Consider the following 16,670-nt stretch of genomic DNA (forward strand, 5'->3'; position numbering starts at 1 on the left):
AGCCAGTACGCTAAGGTCGCCAATCGAAGATCGTTCAGGCCCTGACCTCACGGGCACGATGACTGAACATTGCCTGACCCGATTGAACGTCTGTCCGGAAATCCGCCACACGACCGGGAAGCGAGCGATAGAACTGACGCAAGCCGGGCTCGATTTCGATCGCGATCGCCAGACAGTGCCCGCACAACTGCTCGATCCTGTCGAAAGGCTGCCGGTCTCGGATAGCGGAAATAAGTTCGTTATGTGCCTCTGAAAGCCGTTGAAACGACGCGCTGTTCAGCACGGTGTTGTCTCCGATAAGAACGAACACCGCTTCGAGATCCGTTTTGCCTTTCAGATCGACAAATCCGGCTTCAAGCATTGCCATATCCTGATGCGCTGCGTTGTAGACTGATTGTGAGACAAGGATGTCGTAATCGACATGGCGACAGCTTTGTTCAATGCGGGCCGCCACATTCACTACATCACCGATGACCGTATAGTTGAACCGGCTGCGTGATCCGATATTGCCGACGCAGGCGTGTCCCGTGGCGCATCCCGTGGCAAGGGCAATCGGCGGTCGGTCCTGCATCACCTTCGACGCGTTGAACGCAATCAGAGCTTTGCGCATCAACAATGCCGCGTGCGCAGCGCGACAGGGGTGGTCTTCCACCGGCAAAGGCGCATTCCAAAACGCCATAACTGCATCGCCTATGAATTTGTCGATTGTACCTCTTTCATGCAAGATCTGGTCGCCCACCTGCGAGAAAAGCTCGTTCAGCAAGGTCACCAGTTCGGTTGCGGACACGGATTCAGAGAGTGGGGTAAATCCCCGTATGTCCGAGAACATGACCGTGATCTCCTGCGTCTCGCCGCCTAGTTTCAAACGGTGGCCGGACTGCTCCATTTCGTCGAGGATTTCCGGTGCTACGTAATGTGAAAAAACCTTGCGGATTTCGTGCTTCTCACGCTCGGTTGAGACAAAGAGATACCCGGCTAACAAGCCGAAGTTGGCCATTCCCCCAGCCAGAGGGAACGTCACATCAAACAAGATCAGCTGATTTTGAAAAGCAAGCCAACTTGTGCCGATGACCACAGCAGCGGCTAAACCCCCAGCAACAAATGATGCAACTGCCCCAAAGCTGGACATGACAGCGATCACGATCAGGCCGAGCAACACGAAAGACAGCAACTCCAGCGCAGCGGTTACATCTGACCGGCTCAGCATTTCGCCGGTCAGGATCTGTTCCAGCAGTTGTGCGTGGATGGATACGCCGGGGACGGACTCGCCAAGTGGCGTCTGGTGCATGTCGAACAAACCTGCTGCAGATGTGCCAATCAAAATGATCCGGCCTTCGATTTCAGCTTGCAGCGCTGGGTCATCAGGACTTGTCATTACGTCATTGGCCGACAGGTAGAGCTCGGGTTGGTCGCGCCTGTATCTGATCCAGACCTCGCCGTTTTCAGTGGTCGGCAACCGAAAATCACCAAGCTCGACCGCAAGCATGATGCCCTCTTCATCGGATGATCCCTCGGCCAGCACAAAGGGCGCGCCGATTGCCACCCTGAGTGCTTCGATGCCAAGGCCGGGAAGTGGACCGCTGGGGCCGTTCCAAAGAACCGGAACGCGCCTTACAACGCCCGTTCCCCCCAGGGGTGAGACATTCACACCGCCAATGCCAGCAGCGCTGCGCCCCAGAGGCGGCGCAATTGGCGTCCAGAACGGGACAGAGACCAGCCCGGATGCCGGTTGTTCACCGACTTCAATAATGCCCGCCTTCGGTGTAATTTTGGCACCTTCCTGCGAGACCCGGGCAGCAGTTCCCAAGACAACGGGCCAATTCGCTACTTCCAGTCCAAACAGGACGTCGTAGTCCATCTTCTGTGCATGGTGTTCAACCGTCAGAACACCCGCCAAGGCAGGGTCGTTCAGCAACCGTGCAGGCGAGTATCTGTCGGGCTCGACAAACAACATATCAAAAGCGATTGCCGCAGCGCCGCTTTCGCCCAGGTTTTGCACCATCTGGGCCAATAGCGTTCGGGGCCAAGGCCATTGGCCCCAGACGGCCAGGGTTTCTTCGTCAATGTCCAGAACGCGGATCGGCAAGTCCGGGTTGTATTCGCGCGGTGAAACACGTTGCAGCAGGTCGAAGTAAATCAAACGGCTCATGCGAATGGGATAAGGGTCAATGACCCTGATAAAGCAACCGATCAGTATCAAACCCAGCCCGACCAGGCGAAAACCGCGCCGCCGTCCCGTTTTTTCTCTGGATTTCCCGGTCAAGTGTGCCTCCGATAACATCGGGCGAGGGTTGCCCGGTTTGGGTTATCAGCTCGCTGACGCGTCTGCGTGCGCGGGCACGTCACTGTGCCGTAGAAAGGGCGCATGTACTCAAGCGTCGCCCCTGTCTCGCTTACCTTTGCCGCGCCCTTGACCTTTCCCGTGCCCTGGCCCCTTGCCCTGTCCGGGGTTGTTAACCCCGCCAGATGGCCCGCCCCGACCCGCTGGGTTAGAACCATCAGCCTGACCCGACCTGCTTTTTGGATCCGAAGGCTCCGGTGCAGGCGGCTCCGGTGCTGGCGGTTCGGGTGCCGGCGGTTCGGGTGCCGGTGGTTCGGGTGCCGGTGGTTCCGGCGCACGTGGCTCAGGGGCGGCGGGAGGGTCAGCTGCCGGTGGGGCAGCAGTGATTTTTGCTTGCTGCCGGATACGTCGCGGTGTCGGTGCGTCGGACTTAATGGGTGGCAATGGAACGGATTCAGCTGCGCAGCCACCAATCCCGACTTTCAGCGGGCTTAGTAGTTCGTCTTGAGACTGTACGAAAGGAAACCCGGTCTTCAGCGCCAACTCGTATTGTTCCTGATCTATAGGTCGACCAACATTGCCGCGCTGAGTGGTCGCGAACAGACTGCACTGTCGCCCAGTGGAGCGGCATGTCCCGCCGAGGCCACACATTCGAACAGTGCCATCCAAAACCAGCATTGCGCTTTGCGTTCCGGGAACAACCCACATGTCGAACGTTGTGCCCCGAACGGCCATGGTGGCTGTCGGGGTTTGGATAGAATATGCCCTTTTCTTACTTTTCCCCGAGATGAAGCGAAAACTTCCGCCCAATGCCTGAACCGCAAAGGACTTTGCTTTTTGCTTGCCGCGCAACATGGTCACATCAAGTACCATGCTGGCGTTCGGTCCGATCGCTATTTTGGTTTCATCGACAAATATCAATTGAACCAATCCATTTTGGTCGGTTGTTATGGCGTCGCCAGACTCGACCTCCATACCGGACCGTAAGGGCTGTGATTCTCCGCTTCTGACGATTTGTGCGCCTTGTTTGACACCGACGACTTTTCCTATGTTGGCCCAGACTTGCACAGGTACAAGCAATGTAGACAACACAAAACAAAACACTTTTAACCAGGCCAAGCTTATATACCCCCAATAGCTTAGAAATGGGCTGAACGCCCACTGCCCGGTTTTGCCCCCATGAAATTTAATATTATCGGTTTCTTAAATATGTATAAGCAAATATGCCTTAAACCATGTCCTTTTGGCAAGTTTTCTGACTCGCCCTGCTTCCACACCCCACTCGGCGCCGTGCGTTGGAACGTCTTCTCGGCGCGCACTTACGCCAACTAGGTGTGTCTTTCACGAATTCTGGTGCCACCTTTGGGTCGTAAGTTAGAAAAATAACAGCAGCTGGGAAAATCGCCTTGTAACTGGTCGCCGGGCAGGGATATACCGGCCAACGGAGACGTGGCCGAGTGGTCGAAGGCGCTCCCCTGCTAAGGGAGTAGGCGGGAAACCGTCTCGAGGGTTCGAATCCCTTCGTCTCCGCCATTTCACTTTTTTCGCCGCCGTGGTGAGCTGAAAAGTGCGTTTTTCCCCTGAAATTGCTACATTTTTGCCTCAATCACGATTCAATGCGGTTGCAACGGTTGTGGGGCAAAATGTGGGGTAGGGATTTTGGCCATTCAGGCAATCGACGAAACGGGTATTCGTGCGGTTCGAGAGGTGAAACCCAAGGCATTCGTGTTCGAGAATGTACCTGGGATCATGGGGCCTAAATTTCGAAATTATTTTGAGTTTCTTCGTTTATCCTTAACGTACCCCGAGATTGATCAATCTAATGAGGAAAGTTGGGAAACTAAGCTTGCTAAATTGGAGCAACATCATACGAGCAACAAGAGATCTGGGGATGGCTACAGGGTTTTAGTTCAATCGGTGAATGCAGCCGACTATGGCGTTCCGCAAAACCGCCAGCGAGTTTTTATGGTGGGAATTCGTGAAGATGTCAGCAATTGCTGGAATTTTCCTCTGCGAACTCATTCTGCAAAAGCACTAGAGTTATCAAAAGCAACAGGAGAGTATTTTGAACGCCACCAAATAAAAAGTGACGTGCAAAGAGCCAAACTACTTGGCGCTGCTGATCATCAACAATGCCTCGCCCTCAAGCCTTGGGTCACACTTCGTGATGCCATCTCTGATTTGCCGAACCCAGAGATCAATGAAATTGAAATGGCTTCTGACCATGGGTTCAGGAAACCTCATGGCTTTTGGCTCGCGAAGAAGGCTGTGGCCTTTTTTAGAATGTCCCTCTCCTCCTTGAGAATACGGTTCTCCCGTCGAAGGCGTTCGTTCTCACGGGCAAGGTCCAAGTCCTTGTCTGACACAACCTCGGTATCGCGGTGCGCCGTGACCCACTTGTTCAGTGTCGAAAGCCCAACGCCCAAATCTGACGCAACCTGCTTCCTGCTAAGCCCGCTCGTCAGCGCGATCCGCACCGCATCAGCCCGGAATTCGTCTGTACGTTTCAGTCCCATAGCTCGTCTCCTTTGCTTCAATAAATGCTATCAAAGGAGCGGCATTAAACCGCGACAGGTCCACAAAGCCGTTTCCGTGCTTTCAACTGGATTGCGAACATTTCACCATATTGCTGTCAACTGTGCGATACACCTATTCAATAACCTTTGCATTACGCATCATACCGAGACCGGGCATTACGCTCCCACCAACACTTTTATCACCCGTAGGTCCGAAGGTATCTTTTTTCAGGCGTTGGTTGGTTGTTCGCCACATCTAGCCCACTGTTTCCTGAACATAGGTCAAGAGCAGTTCCGAGATGCATTGCACAGGCATCTATGCGCACTACATCAATCAAGTCTCGGACGAAAGCCCGAGGAGCTTGTCGGCAGAGCGGTCCGCAGCAACTAGAAAGACTAGCTGACGGACACAATTAGCTCTGCCCTCCAGTCGCACCTACAAGGTTTTCTTATAGAATTCAGTGTAGTCAGCATCGAACACGGGTTTCTCAACTGGTAGATTCAAAGCCACGCGCAATTTGTTGGCAATATGGCGCCGCGACCAGTTGACGGCAGCAAGTCCCGAGCCATGATCGCTTTCAAGCTCCTCAATCAGAGTTGCAACTTGATGGTGCAAGTCATCCTGCGGCGTATCAAACGCTAGCGCGGCTGCCGGGACAGCTGCGGTTACGGTCATTCCGGACCCCACTGCCAAAAGGGCGCGGCGGTTTATTGAAAGACGGTCGTGAGAGTTTGTCATAGAGAAAGTCCTGAAAATTGTGAAAAAGCCCGACTGCGTAGCGCACGCCGGGCCGGGCGTCGTTACAGGTCCGCAACATCGCCGAGATTGATACCCAACGCGTCCGCGATGCCCTGCGCATAAGCCGGATCGGCCCTATGACAGTTACGGATGTGACGGTGCTTGATCTCGATACGAGCCGGAGCGATGGCTCGCGCAGTGTTGTCAAACAGCTGCTGTTTCTGATCATCAGTCATCAGTTGGAAAAGGGCACGGGGTTGCGAGTAGTAGTCTTCGTCCTCGCGATGGTTCCAGTGATCGGCCTGACCCTCAAGCGACAAGGGCGGTTCGGAAAAATCGGGCTGTTCTTGCCACTCTTCGAACATGTTCGGTTCATAACCCAGAGTAGACCCATAGTTGCCGTCGACCCGCATCGCGCCATCGCGGTGATAGGAATGGAAAGGACAGCGCGGCGCGTTGACCGGAATTTGCGAATGGTTCACGCCCAGCCGGTAGCGAGCTGCGTCACCATAGGAAAACAGCCTCCCCTGCAACATTTTATCCGGTGAGAAACCGATGCCTGGTACTACGCTGGAGGGCGCGAACGAGGCCTGCTCAACCTCCGCATAATAGTTTTCGGGGTTCCGGTTCAGCTCGAACTCACCAACTTCGATCAGAGGATAGTCCGCCTTGGGCCAGATTTTGGTCAGATCGAACGGGTTGATGTGATAGCTGCCTGCTTCTTTTTCGGGCATGATTTGCACAAACATCGTCCACTTCGGAAAATTGCCCTGCTCGATGTTGTCATACAAGTCACGCTGGTGGCTTTCACGGTCTGCAGCGACGATTTCAGCGGCATCGGCATCGGTCAGGTTCTTAATCCCTTGCGCGCTTTTGAAGTGGAATTTGACCCAAAAGCGTTCGTTGTCCGCATTGATCAGGCTGAATGTGTGGCTACCAAAACCGTCCATGTGCCGATAGGTTGCGGGTAGGCCACGATCCGACATCACAATGGTGACCTGATGCAGGGCTTCAGGTAGGTTAGTCCAAAAATCCCAGTTGTTGTCTGCACTACGCATGTTTGTGCGCGGGTCTCGTTTGACCGCGTGGTTAAGGTCGGGAAATTTCAGCGGATCGCGCAAAAAGAAGACCGGGGTGTTGTTGCCGACGAGATCCCAATTGCCTTCGTCAGTATAGAATTTCATGGCAAAGCCACGAATGTCTCGCTCAGCATCTGCCGCCCCTCGTTCACCCGCTACGGTTGAAAATCGAACGAACATCTCAGTCTCTTTTCCGATTTTGGAAAAGATGTTGGCGCGAGTGAATTTAGTGATGTCATGGGTTACTTTGAACGTCCCGTAAGCTCCGGAACCTTTGGCGTGCATCCGGCGCTCCGGAATCACTTCGCGGTCAAAATGTGCCATTTTCTCAAGAAACCATACATCCTGCAGCAGTGCAGGGCCGCGACGACCTGCTGTCATGATGTTTTGGTTGTCAGGGACCGGGGCCCCGAATGCGGTGGTTAACTTAGGTTTTTTAGCCATTCACTTTCTCCTCGATTTGTGCGTCGAAGCTATCGTCGGAGAAAATTTTGTGAACCGGGCATAGTTCAACTTATGGTCGCATTTCAAACACGTGTTAGGGAACAAATTGTGTAAAAATATTTTTGAATAAAAGTCCAAAATGTAGCTTATTTACAAGCTATCAAAACATTGTAGGAAGTTCTGCCAACTTGTTTACACTCGACCGGTTGTGATCTGGTCTATGGCTTTCAGATGATTGAGTCGAAAGCGCAACTGTCCCAGAGCCCGAAAGCACCGATTTTGGCATGACACTCCGCAATGTCAGAGGGCTAAGTGATGTCAGATGCGAGACCTCGGAGCGACGAAAAATAGCTGCCTTGGCACGCAGACCTTCATAGCGGGCTTCAGCGTCGGTGCTGTGATCGGGTACTGGTCATCAAGGGTCCCAGCAGGGCTGACGTCGCTATAGCCTCAGAGCAGTGTAAAATAGCAATTCTGTTAAAGAGTAGATCAAAAAACAGACAGTCCGAATCCGGTGCTTGCAGCACGGGCCTGTTGTCGCTTGAATTCGAAAAGAAACTGAAACCGAGGGTCCCTTCTGCCCCTCCACGGACTCCGACAGTCTCTGACAACGGATACGAAGGTTTACTGTATCAAACTCTCGAGCTTTGCATCCGGGAAACGTAACAAAACCGAACCGATTTGGTTGGTTGGTGTCAAGCACAGAGCCGTTGATAACCCGTCCGCCAAGGCAGCATTGGGGGCGGAAACCGATACTGCGCTTTGAGGTACTAACCGGTTGTTGGGGTCAAAGATATGGTGCATGCCACCCGCAAGTCTCATCATTCCCGGTACTGAAGTCGCAACAGCTCTGTCGCGCAATTCAAGCTTACCGTGCACATTTTCCTTCGGTCCAGCCAAGCCGACTTGCCATGCGCGCCCGTCGTTGCGGGTGCCTCGCGCCGATATCTCGCCCATATTGACCAGAACATTTCGCAGACCGAACTGGTTCAGCAGGGTGGTTATGCGGTCGGTGATTTCGCCTTGCGCAATCCCGTTCAGGGTCAACCCGGCAAGTCCGGCGTGCGGCAGGCGGATTGCATCAGTGTCCACCGATATCTTGTGCAACCCTACTGCTTGACGGGCGCGATCCAATTCCCCTGCATCAGCCCTTGTTGCCGAAGCCATCCAGAGCGGTTGAATCGTCGGATCAAATGCACCGTCCGAGGCGTCGTGCAATGCCGAGCACAAGCTGAGAACCTGTAGCAGTTCAGGCGATGGCGCGGTCAGGTGCCCATTTGTATTTAGCCGACTTAGCTCAGAATAGGGGCGATACAGACTGAATATGTTCTCTAGCCTGTCTAGTTCTGCCGTGATTGCGGCAAAGATGGGGGCCGCCTCGGCGGCGTTCAGGCCCTCAAGGCGCAGGCTGGCTTTAGCGCCCATGGCCGTGCCCTGCCACATAGCAGAACTGGCGGCGGCTATCGGGGTGCAGGCACAGGCGGCTGAGATAGTCAAAAAGCGGCGACGGGTGAGGGCGATCATGACGGGGTCTCCAGCTTCAGGTCCAAATCGACGGGACCCAGAACCTCGGTATCGGGGATCTCTGCAAGGGGCACCGCAGTGCCGCCGTAGGTGTCGATGAAGGTCTGTGCAGCGGTGACATCCCCAAAGGGCACCACTTCGCGCGCGCCCATGCCGCCCGCGACGTTGGCCCCGACCACAAAGGTCGTGTCAGCGGCGGCGATCCAGTTCGAGAGACCCGGCTGCCGCCAACTGGGCGCGACGCTCATGTCGCTGACATAAACGGCGGTGATCTTGGCGTCGCGTTCGGGGCTTTTCAGGTAAGCCACCATGTCGCGCACCTGTGCAAAGAACAGCGGCGCGGGGTAGCCCTCCAGATGAATCTGCCCCTTGGGCCCGCCATGTTCGGCGATGTTCATCTGGCAGAAAAAGCTGAGCGCATCGGGCGTCAGGTCCACCGGGTCGGGGGCCTCGGCCACCTCTTCCTTGCAGGCAGCCAGCGCAATCAGGGCAATCAGGCACAGGCGCTTCATGGCTCAACCCTCCGAAACGCGGCCCGCGCAAGGGCAAAGCCAATCACCGGCCAGATCAACAGTGATACGGGCGCAGCCCAGATCGGCAACGCCTGCGCGGCCCCGGTCATGCCGGAGGCCATGGCGACGCCCTCGGTTGCGGCAATGTTCCACAGACGGAATGCGTCGGCCGGGTTGGCCACCATCACCCAGGGAAAGACGGATTGGGTGAAGACGCCGCCCTTGTCCATGACGACGGCTCCCAACAAGCCCAGATCATAGAGGACGACAAATACCAGCCAGAGCCCGGCCGACAGACCCGCCGCCGCCGTGGCCCCCTTTGCCAGGGCGGACAGCAGGTATCCCAGCGCCAAAAAGACAGCGCCCAGAAGGATGGATGTGAGTATCAGGCGCGCCAAGGCCATTAGGCTTTCAGGCCCCGCGCCACCAAAGAAGGTGGCCACAGCGCCTGCGGTGCCAAACCCCACGGTCATGGCGAAAGCCAGCGCCGCCAGATGAGCGGTGAACTTGCCCAACAGGATTTCTCCGCGCCCCGCGGGGTAGGACAGCAGCAGCGACAAGCTGCCCCGGTCCACGTCGCCGGCGATGGCATCAAAAGAAATCATCAGCGCCAGCAAGGGCGCAAGGTAGACCGACAGCGTGGTCATCGACGCGACTGAGACGGTCAGCATGTCCACGCCCAGCGTGCCGGTGGGGGCGCTGCCTGCAAAGGTCAGCGCCAAGGCAAACAGCACCATGATCAAAGTGGCGACCAGCAGCCAACGGTTGCGGCGCAGGATCAGCATTTCGGTGCGGGTGATGGCGAGGAAGCGGGTCATAGCCTCTCCTCCTGTGCGTAATGGCGATAGAGATCTTCCAGCTTGGGCGGGGTCATTTCCACATCCGCCACCGCGTCGCCCAACCCGGCGATGCGGCGCAGGGCCTCCATCTTGTCCTCGGGCGAACACAGCAGTTCCACCGACGCTCCGTTGATCCGGTTCCCACCCAGTGCGGCGGCCAAGGCGTCAGGGTTGGCACTGGCGCGCACCTTCAGGCGGATCGGCAGACCAGCCAGCGCAGACAGGTTGGTCAGCGTGTCATCAGCCACCATCCGGCCTTTCCGCATGATGGCGATGCGATCAGTACGGGCCTCGACCTCGGTCAGCGCGTGGGATGCGATCAGAACGGCTGTGCCTTGCCCGGCCAGTTCGTCAATGATGGCATACAAATCCTGCCGCGAGATTGGGTCCAAGCCCGATGTGGGTTCATCCAGCAACGCGACCTTCGGCTGACCCAGCAGCACCTGCGCCAGACCCAGACGTTGCCGCATCCCCTTGGAATAGGCTCCGATCCGGCGGTCCAGCGCGTCGCTAAGGCCGACACGTTCCAACAGGCCGGGCACATCGGCTTTTGCGCCTGAAAGCTGCGCGAACAGGGTCAGTTGCTCGCGGCCCGTCAAAGCCGGGTGGAAGGATACCGCCTCGGGCAGGTAGGCCGTCTCGCGCCGCGCCTGCGCGCTGCCGGGGGTGGCGTCTCCGATCCGAATGGTGCCACCCTCAATCGGGATCAGGCCGAGGATGGATTTGATCAGGGTCGATTTGCCGGCGCCGTTATGGCCCAGCAGCGCAACGCGCTGACCGGGGGCAAGAGACAGGGTGATATCGTCAAGAACGCGGGTCTTGCCACGGTCCTTGCAGACTTGGTTAATCGTCAGGGCCTTATCCGTCATGAGGCACCTTTTTCATAGCTGGGGGTTCAGGGGCTTGCATCAAGGGATTGCTGTCCATCACACCGCCCGGCAACAGTGCCGGGAAGGCCGATTGCGACCAGCGCACCAGCTGCACAGCAGGCGAGCCGAGCAGCAATTTGGCTGCGGGTTGGGTCCACAGCACATGGTCCATTGAATCGTTGGGGCGATAGGGGGCATCGGCCACACCGTTGCCATCCACATCATAGGCGGCGAAATCGGACCAATAGTTTCCGCGCCCGTCTTCTGACCACTCGACCCATTTGGTCGAGACATATTTCACCTGCGTCCGGTTGCCGACAAAGGCGTTGCCGACGATCCGGTTTCGTTCACTGCCAGCGGTAAAGTGGATGCCGATGCCGCAGCCCTGGAACCAGTTGTCGGTGAATTCGTTCTTGTTCGAGTTATACAGGAAGGTGCATTTCTCTTTCGCACCTTTCACCACATTGCCGGTGATGACGCTTTTGTTGGCATAATTCAGCATCACGCCATGTTCGCGGTCATCAATCGACACATTGTCGGTGACTTTGACATTCGAGGTGAACATCACCGCATAGCCCAGATCGTTGCCGATCGAGACATTGTTGCTGACCTCGGAATTGTCGGCATACATATAGTGCACCGCAAAACGCAGATCGCGAAACAGGTTGCCGGTGAACAAATTCTTCTTCGAAGAATTCACGAAAATCCCATCGCGGCCAAACTGAATGTCATTGTCGGCAACAACGGCTCCGGGAGCGTTCCAGACATAGACCCCGTTGCCGCGCGCGTTCATGTGACGATCCTGCCGCCCTTCGATCCGGTTGCCCCGGACGATACTGTCCTTGGCCCCGTGGATATCGATGCCGTAAAGATTGCCCAGCAGCACATTATCCTCGATCAACGGCGCGGTGGCCGTCTTGGTCAGTTGGATACCGCTGTCGATCCCGTCATGGCTGTCGCCTGATCCGATCACCGTCAGCCCGCGTATCGTCACGCCCGGCCCGGTCACGGTGATGACGCTGCCTTCACCCTGTCCGTCAATCGTGGCCTGCCCCAGCCCGTCGATTGTGACGGGCCGGTCCAGAACAAGTGTCTCAGAGTAAACACCGGGGCTCAGGCGGAGGGTGTCCCCATCCGCCGCCTGCGCCAGTATCTCGTTGATGGCCCCCGCCCGGTTGGGCACATCCCAGTCCGCCGCCCAAAGGGGCGAGCCGAGCAGGAGCGGTATGAGCAGGGACCAACGCATGTTATGCGCTCCGCGGCTCAACGAACATCCGGCCGCGCATTTCCATGTGCAGCGCGTGGCAGAACCACTGGCAATAGAACCAGTGCACGCCCGGACGGTCGGCAATGAACGTGACCGAGGCGGTGGCCTGCGGTGCAACCTCCATTGCGACGCCGAAGTTCGACAGGCAGAAGCCGTGGGTCACATCATCCACGTCATCCAGGTTGGTGACGTAAACAGTGACTTCATCGCCCTGCTTGACGGTGAACTTCTCCATGCTGAACACAGGTGCGACCGAGGTCATGTAGACGCGTACCTTGTTGCCATCCCGGATCGGCTCATCCGCACCATAGTCCAGATCGACGCCATCGGCCTCGGCCTGTTTGCGCGCGTCTTCCCACATCGGGTCGTTGCGATCCCAGACGTTGACCGGGTTCACCTTGGAGCGGTGCACAAGGATCGAATCGTGCGGCTCGGCGAAGGTCGGGCCGTCATGAACCACCTTCATCTTGTCGCCCGAGATGTCGATCAGCTGCTCGTTTTCAGGCTTCAGCGGACCGACGTTCAGGAAGCGGTCTTTCGAGAATTTATTCATCGAAATCAGCCACTTGCCGTCAGCTTCGGCGGTTTCACCCATCGAGGTCGAGTTGTGGCCCGGCTGATACTGCACGTCCACCTTATCAAGGATCGGATCAACGTCGGCACCGCCAAAGGCTTCGATGGCTTTGGCGATGTCCCATTTCACCACCTGGCTATCCAGGAACAGCGTGGTGTAGGCGTTGCCCTTGCCGTCGAACGCGGTGTGAAGCGGGCCAAGACCCAGCTGCGGTTCGGCAACGATGGCCGAGCGCGGATCGGCATCTTCGGAAAACAGCGCGTCGACTTTTTCCACATCGATCACGGACACGGTCGGCGACAGTTTCCCGTTGATCATGATGTGTTTCTTGTCGGGTGCTGCGTTCACACCGTGGGGCGAGTTCGGGATCGGGATGTAGCGGGTGAACTTGTTGCCCGCGTCCTTGCGGCCGTCCACAACTTTGACGCCGTTCATCTCCTGATAGTTGCCCGCCTCGATACCGGCCTCGATCTCGGCCAGATTGAACACGACCACATGGTCCAGTTCGCTCTCGGTCATCTCGGCCAGGTTCATACCCATTTCCGAATTGTACGAGGTCGAGAAGGCGTATTTGCCCTGATAGTCGCAGTCGGTGTTGTCGAGGTTGCCCGACACCATCACCTGCCATGCGATCTCCATCGTGTCACCGTCGATGGCGGTGAAGATGTTCACGTATTTGGACGGATCGTCGAGGATCTGGCCGTCATTGACCAGCGGGGCCTCGTGCTCACCGTTGGCAAAGACATAGCCGGTGCGCGGGTATTTCTGTGGCCGCAATCCGTGGATGTCATGCGCGTTCGGAATCTCGATGATCTTGTCGCATTTCATCACGTCACAGCGCACGCGGGCCACGCGGGTGTTGGCCTTGTCATTCATGAACAGATAGCGGCCGTCATAGGTGCCATCGGTGAAGGACATGTGCGGGTGGTGAAGGTCGCCATTGTCATAGGTGACCTTGCCGTTTGCGGCCAGGAATTCCTTGGTTTCCGGCAGCAGGCCTTCGGTCAGAATTTTCAGCGATTCATTGGTCTGACCCCACCCAGTGGCCGAGCAGCGGTTGAACACGGGCACCCGCATAAGCTCGCGCATCGAAGGCACGCCCAGAATGCGCAACTCACCCGTCTGGCCCGAGGACCAGAAGCCGTAATATTCGTCCAGCTCACCCGGTTCCAGATGGGCTTTGGCGGCGGCGCTGGCTTCGCGTGCGGTCATCAGGGTTGAGCCGAGGCCCGTCCCGGCAATCACAGCGCCGGTGGCGGTGGCCCCCAGCATTCCGCGGCGTGTGATGTTCAGTTTGTTTTCTTGGTCTGACATGATCGTCCCTCCAATCAAGAAACGGTTTGTGGTTTGGCGTTCGGATGGTTCGCCGGTGGTTGTCCGAGCGGGGTCTTCATCTGGACCGACCCTGTCTTGGCCCGCCGCTTTAGCTGGCGGATAACGACGGGACATTTGTCCTCGGACTGATAGAGCACCTGACAATGCAGGCAGGTGACGCACTCATTCGGGTTGATCTCACCTGTGGGGTGAATGGCCTGAACGGGGCATTCATTGGCGCAGGTCTGACAGGGGGTGCCGCAATCCTTGTAGCGGCGTAGCCAGTCGAACATGCGAATACGGGCAGGGATCGCCAGCGCTCCGCCCAACGGACACAGGTAGCGGCAGTAGAACCGTTCCACGAACAGGCCGATCCCCAGCAGGGTCAGCGCAAAGACCACAAACGGCCAGTCGCGCATGAATTTCAGGATGATCGCGGTCTTGAACGGCTCGACCTCGGCATAGGTTTCTGCCAGCGGGATCGAGACAAAACTGATCCCGAACAGCACCAGAAAGATCATGTATTTCGCTGGCCAGAGGCGTTCGTTCAAACCCCATGGCAGGGTCCATTGCGGCACTTTCAGCGCGCGCGCGATCTTGTTGGTCAGCTCCTGCAGCGCGCCAAACGGGCACAGCCAGCCGCAATAGGCCCCGCGCCCCCAGAACAGCAGCGCGGCGGCCACGGCGAACCATTGGATGAACACCAGCGGGTCCAGCAGGAAAGCATCCCACGAGAAGCCCGTGCGCAAGCTGCCTGCCAGCGCCATCAGGTTCACCACGCTCAACTGCGCATTGGCGTACCAGCCGATGAAGAACAGGGTCATGGTCAGATATCCGATGCGGAACCAGTAGAAGACCCGCGCGTTCATGGTGGCGTGGAACTGGAAGAAGAAGGTCGCCGTCAGCACCAGCAGCATCGCGCCCAGCACCCCGATTTCAACCGTGCGGTCCTTCCAGATGCGTTTCCACAGCGCGGCCTTTGCCGCAGCTTCGCCGGTGGCATCATCGACAACCACAGGGGCCGCAACGGGCAGCAGATACTGCTCGGGCAGTTTGTATCCCAGATCGAAGGTCAGGAATGCTTTCTCGACCGCGCCCACGGCCCGTTGCGCCAGCAGTTGCAGGCGGAAGGGCTCGGCGGGGTCGAACTCGGCCTCAGCGGGGATCTTGAAGATGTCCAGTTCCGTAAAGCTTGGGGCATCGGGGGCTGCAACCTCGCCCAGACGGCGTTGCTGCTTGTCGAAGAACCGCACCGAATTGTCGCCCTGGATCAGCTGAATCCGGTCGAAAATCCCGCCCCGGACATAACCCGAGCCCTTGAAGCTGTAGGCCCCGCGCCCCAGCACCAAAATGGCCTGTTCGCCTTCATCCAGCCAGTCGACCATATTTTGATATTCGGCCTCGCCCAACAGCGATTTACCGATCGACGGCACCGAGACCAGCGCCATATGCATGTCGATATAGGTGTCATCGGGTTCGCCGGGCTCGGGGCGCTTGATCGCCCGCTGATCGCCCGTGGCCTCGAACGCCGCGTTGACCTGACCGATATCCAGCGTCAGCCGCCGGATTGAGCCGTCGCCCGACAATGTCGTCCAGTCATAGATGGCGTCCTGCGCCAGATCGACCTCGCGCTTGGGCCCATCGGCCTGCGCCGGAGCCAAGCCGCCCAAGCCCAATGCGCGCGCCACCTTGATGCCGCCGCGCACAAGGCTGTCGTCGATCACCATGATCGTGACCGTCGCGCCCGAAATGATATCGAGGTCATGCCCCTCACCCCCGGTTTCGGCCTCAACCTTCAGATCAAGCCCGGCATAGCCTTCGGTCAGTTCCACCATGCGCGCATTGGGAATGCCGATCAGAACGATGGGTTCCGAGTGTTTGGCCAGTTTCACCCCGGTCAGCACCGCGTCATCGTCGATGGCCGCGACCACGTGGATGGGTTTGCCGGAATAGCCGGTGGTGCCCACAAAATCCGAGGTCAGGAAGGCCCAGGCCACGGTCTCGCCCCCTTTCAGAAGAGGGGCGACGGGCACGTCCTCACGCACCGGGCCAAAGGCGTCGGCGCCGGGGGCCAGTTCAGCGGGGTCAATCTCGGGCAGGAAGCTGGCAAGGCTGTCGGCATGGGCACTGATCGCCATCAGGCAGGACAGGGCAAAGGCCAGCAAAATGTGGAATGCGCGACTTACGACCACGGCGCACCTCCGATCTTTAGGGTGGACGCCACGGACGCGCGCAGGGCGCGTTCAGTTGTTTCCAGGGTTGCGCGCGGGGGCCCTCGGGATTCAGGCCACAAACGGGTTTGATCATGGGGCTGGAACTGATCTGCAAACTGGCACTGGGCAAGATTGGTCTTCTGAGACAGGACCAGATGCGGCAAGTCGGGCAGCGGCGCCAGCGTAGTGACGGCGCACAGGGCGCAATCGGCGCATTTCGGGCAGGGTGCGGTCGGGCCTTTGGTGCCTTCTTCAAGGTCGACCTGAACCCAAACCGCCCCGGCCTCCGAGCAGATCTCCACCCACATGCTTTGACCGGGACTCGCCAGAACCGGGCCAAGCGTTTGCAACAGCAGAAGAAGGATGCCCGCCCATGCACAAGCCACGCGGGACGCGCGAACAGGGAGGTTGTGCAGAGGGTTTGAGACGGGCATGGAGAATCCAACTCGGTATTCTTTTCCTGCGTTCTAGGGGATTCTCTCGGACCGATACTTGACTT

General features: G+C 57.7%; 12 protein-coding genes, 1 tRNA gene and 2 pseudogenes. 2 read left to right on the forward strand and 13 right to left on the reverse strand.

The annotated features are described in order from the left end of the window. Window positions 1-34: 34 nt before the first annotated feature. Both ACR3EG_RS21235 and ACR3EG_RS21240 read right to left on the reverse strand, forming a co-directional pair. Entirely contained in the window at window positions 35-2,149 is a 2,115-nt protein-coding gene (locus ACR3EG_RS21235) for a CHASE2 domain-containing protein (protein ID WP_480498272.1), read from the reverse strand. A gap of 222 nt (window positions 2,150-2,371) precedes the next feature. Further along, entirely contained in the window at window positions 2,372-3,256 is an 885-nt protein-coding gene (locus ACR3EG_RS21240; RefSeq protein WP_480498270.1) for a FecR family protein, read from the reverse strand. A 468-nt stretch (window positions 3,257-3,724) separates the two neighbouring features. Here ACR3EG_RS21240 and ACR3EG_RS21245 point away from each other — a divergent pair. Then, window positions 3,725-3,814, forward strand: a tRNA-Ser gene (locus ACR3EG_RS21245). Window positions 3,815-4,030: 216 nt separating this feature from the next. Beyond that, window positions 4,031-4,345 (forward strand): annotated as a pseudogene (locus ACR3EG_RS21250) (DNA cytosine methyltransferase); the annotation flags it as partial. Window positions 4,346-4,516: 171 nt separating this feature from the next. On the opposite strand, the pseudogene ACR3EG_RS21255 reads toward ACR3EG_RS21250, so the two are convergent. The 11 genes and pseudogenes from ACR3EG_RS21255 to ACR3EG_RS21305 all read right to left on the reverse strand — a co-directional run. Further along, window positions 4,517-4,797: pseudogene (locus tag ACR3EG_RS21255) on the reverse strand (transposase); the annotation flags it as partial. A 436-nt stretch (window positions 4,798-5,233) separates the two neighbouring features. Beyond that, window positions 5,234-5,473: a hypothetical protein gene (locus ACR3EG_RS21260; RefSeq protein WP_480498268.1), complete on the reverse strand. Its 240-nt coding sequence runs from the start codon at window positions 5,471-5,473 to the stop codon at window positions 5,234-5,236. Window positions 5,474-5,598: 125 nt separating this feature from the next. Continuing rightward, on the reverse strand, window positions 5,599-7,059 hold the full coding sequence (locus tag ACR3EG_RS21265) for a catalase (RefSeq protein ID WP_209195464.1): 1,461 nt from the start codon (window positions 7,057-7,059) through the stop codon (window positions 5,599-5,601). 624 nt (window positions 7,060-7,683) lie between these two features. Beyond that, window positions 7,684-8,583: an FAD:protein FMN transferase gene (locus ACR3EG_RS21270; protein WP_480498266.1), complete on the reverse strand. Its 900-nt coding sequence runs from the start codon at window positions 8,581-8,583 to the stop codon at window positions 7,684-7,686. After that, window positions 8,580-9,095, reverse strand: coding sequence for a nitrous oxide reductase accessory protein NosL (locus ACR3EG_RS21275; RefSeq protein WP_480498264.1), 516 nt, complete (start codon window positions 9,093-9,095; stop codon window positions 8,580-8,582). The genes ACR3EG_RS21270 and ACR3EG_RS21275 overlap by 4 nt, the downstream gene beginning before the upstream one ends. Beyond that, entirely contained in the window at window positions 9,092-9,913 is an 822-nt protein-coding gene (locus ACR3EG_RS21280) for an ABC transporter permease (protein ID WP_480498262.1), read from the reverse strand. The genes ACR3EG_RS21275 and ACR3EG_RS21280 overlap by 4 nt, the downstream gene beginning before the upstream one ends. Beyond that, window positions 9,910-10,803 (reverse strand): ABC transporter ATP-binding protein, encoded by an 894-nt coding sequence (locus ACR3EG_RS21285; RefSeq protein ID WP_480498260.1) that lies wholly within the window; start codon window positions 10,801-10,803, stop codon window positions 9,910-9,912. The genes ACR3EG_RS21280 and ACR3EG_RS21285 overlap by 4 nt, the downstream gene beginning before the upstream one ends. Beyond that, window positions 10,793-12,049, reverse strand: a complete 1,257-nt coding sequence (locus ACR3EG_RS21290) for a nitrous oxide reductase family maturation protein NosD (protein ID WP_480498259.1) — start codon at window positions 12,047-12,049, stop codon at window positions 10,793-10,795. Before ACR3EG_RS21290 ends, ACR3EG_RS21285 begins: the two co-directional genes overlap by 11 nt. Before the next feature lies 1 nt (window position 12,050). Continuing rightward, window positions 12,051-13,958, reverse strand: a complete 1,908-nt coding sequence (gene nosZ, locus ACR3EG_RS21295) for a TAT-dependent nitrous-oxide reductase (protein ID WP_480498257.1) — start codon at window positions 13,956-13,958, stop codon at window positions 12,051-12,053. 14 nt (window positions 13,959-13,972) lie between these two features. After that, window positions 13,973-16,096 carry a 4Fe-4S binding protein gene (locus ACR3EG_RS21300; RefSeq protein ID WP_480498400.1) on the reverse strand — a complete coding sequence of 708 codons (2,124 nt, stop codon included), beginning with the start codon at window positions 16,094-16,096 and terminating at the stop codon, window positions 13,973-13,975. A 44-nt stretch (window positions 16,097-16,140) separates the two neighbouring features. Then, window positions 16,141-16,605: a DUF2946 family protein gene (locus ACR3EG_RS21305; RefSeq protein WP_480498256.1), complete on the reverse strand. Its 465-nt coding sequence runs from the start codon at window positions 16,603-16,605 to the stop codon at window positions 16,141-16,143. Window positions 16,606-16,670: the final 65 nt, after the last annotated feature.

The organism is Ruegeria sp. AM7 (assembly GCF_056535965.1).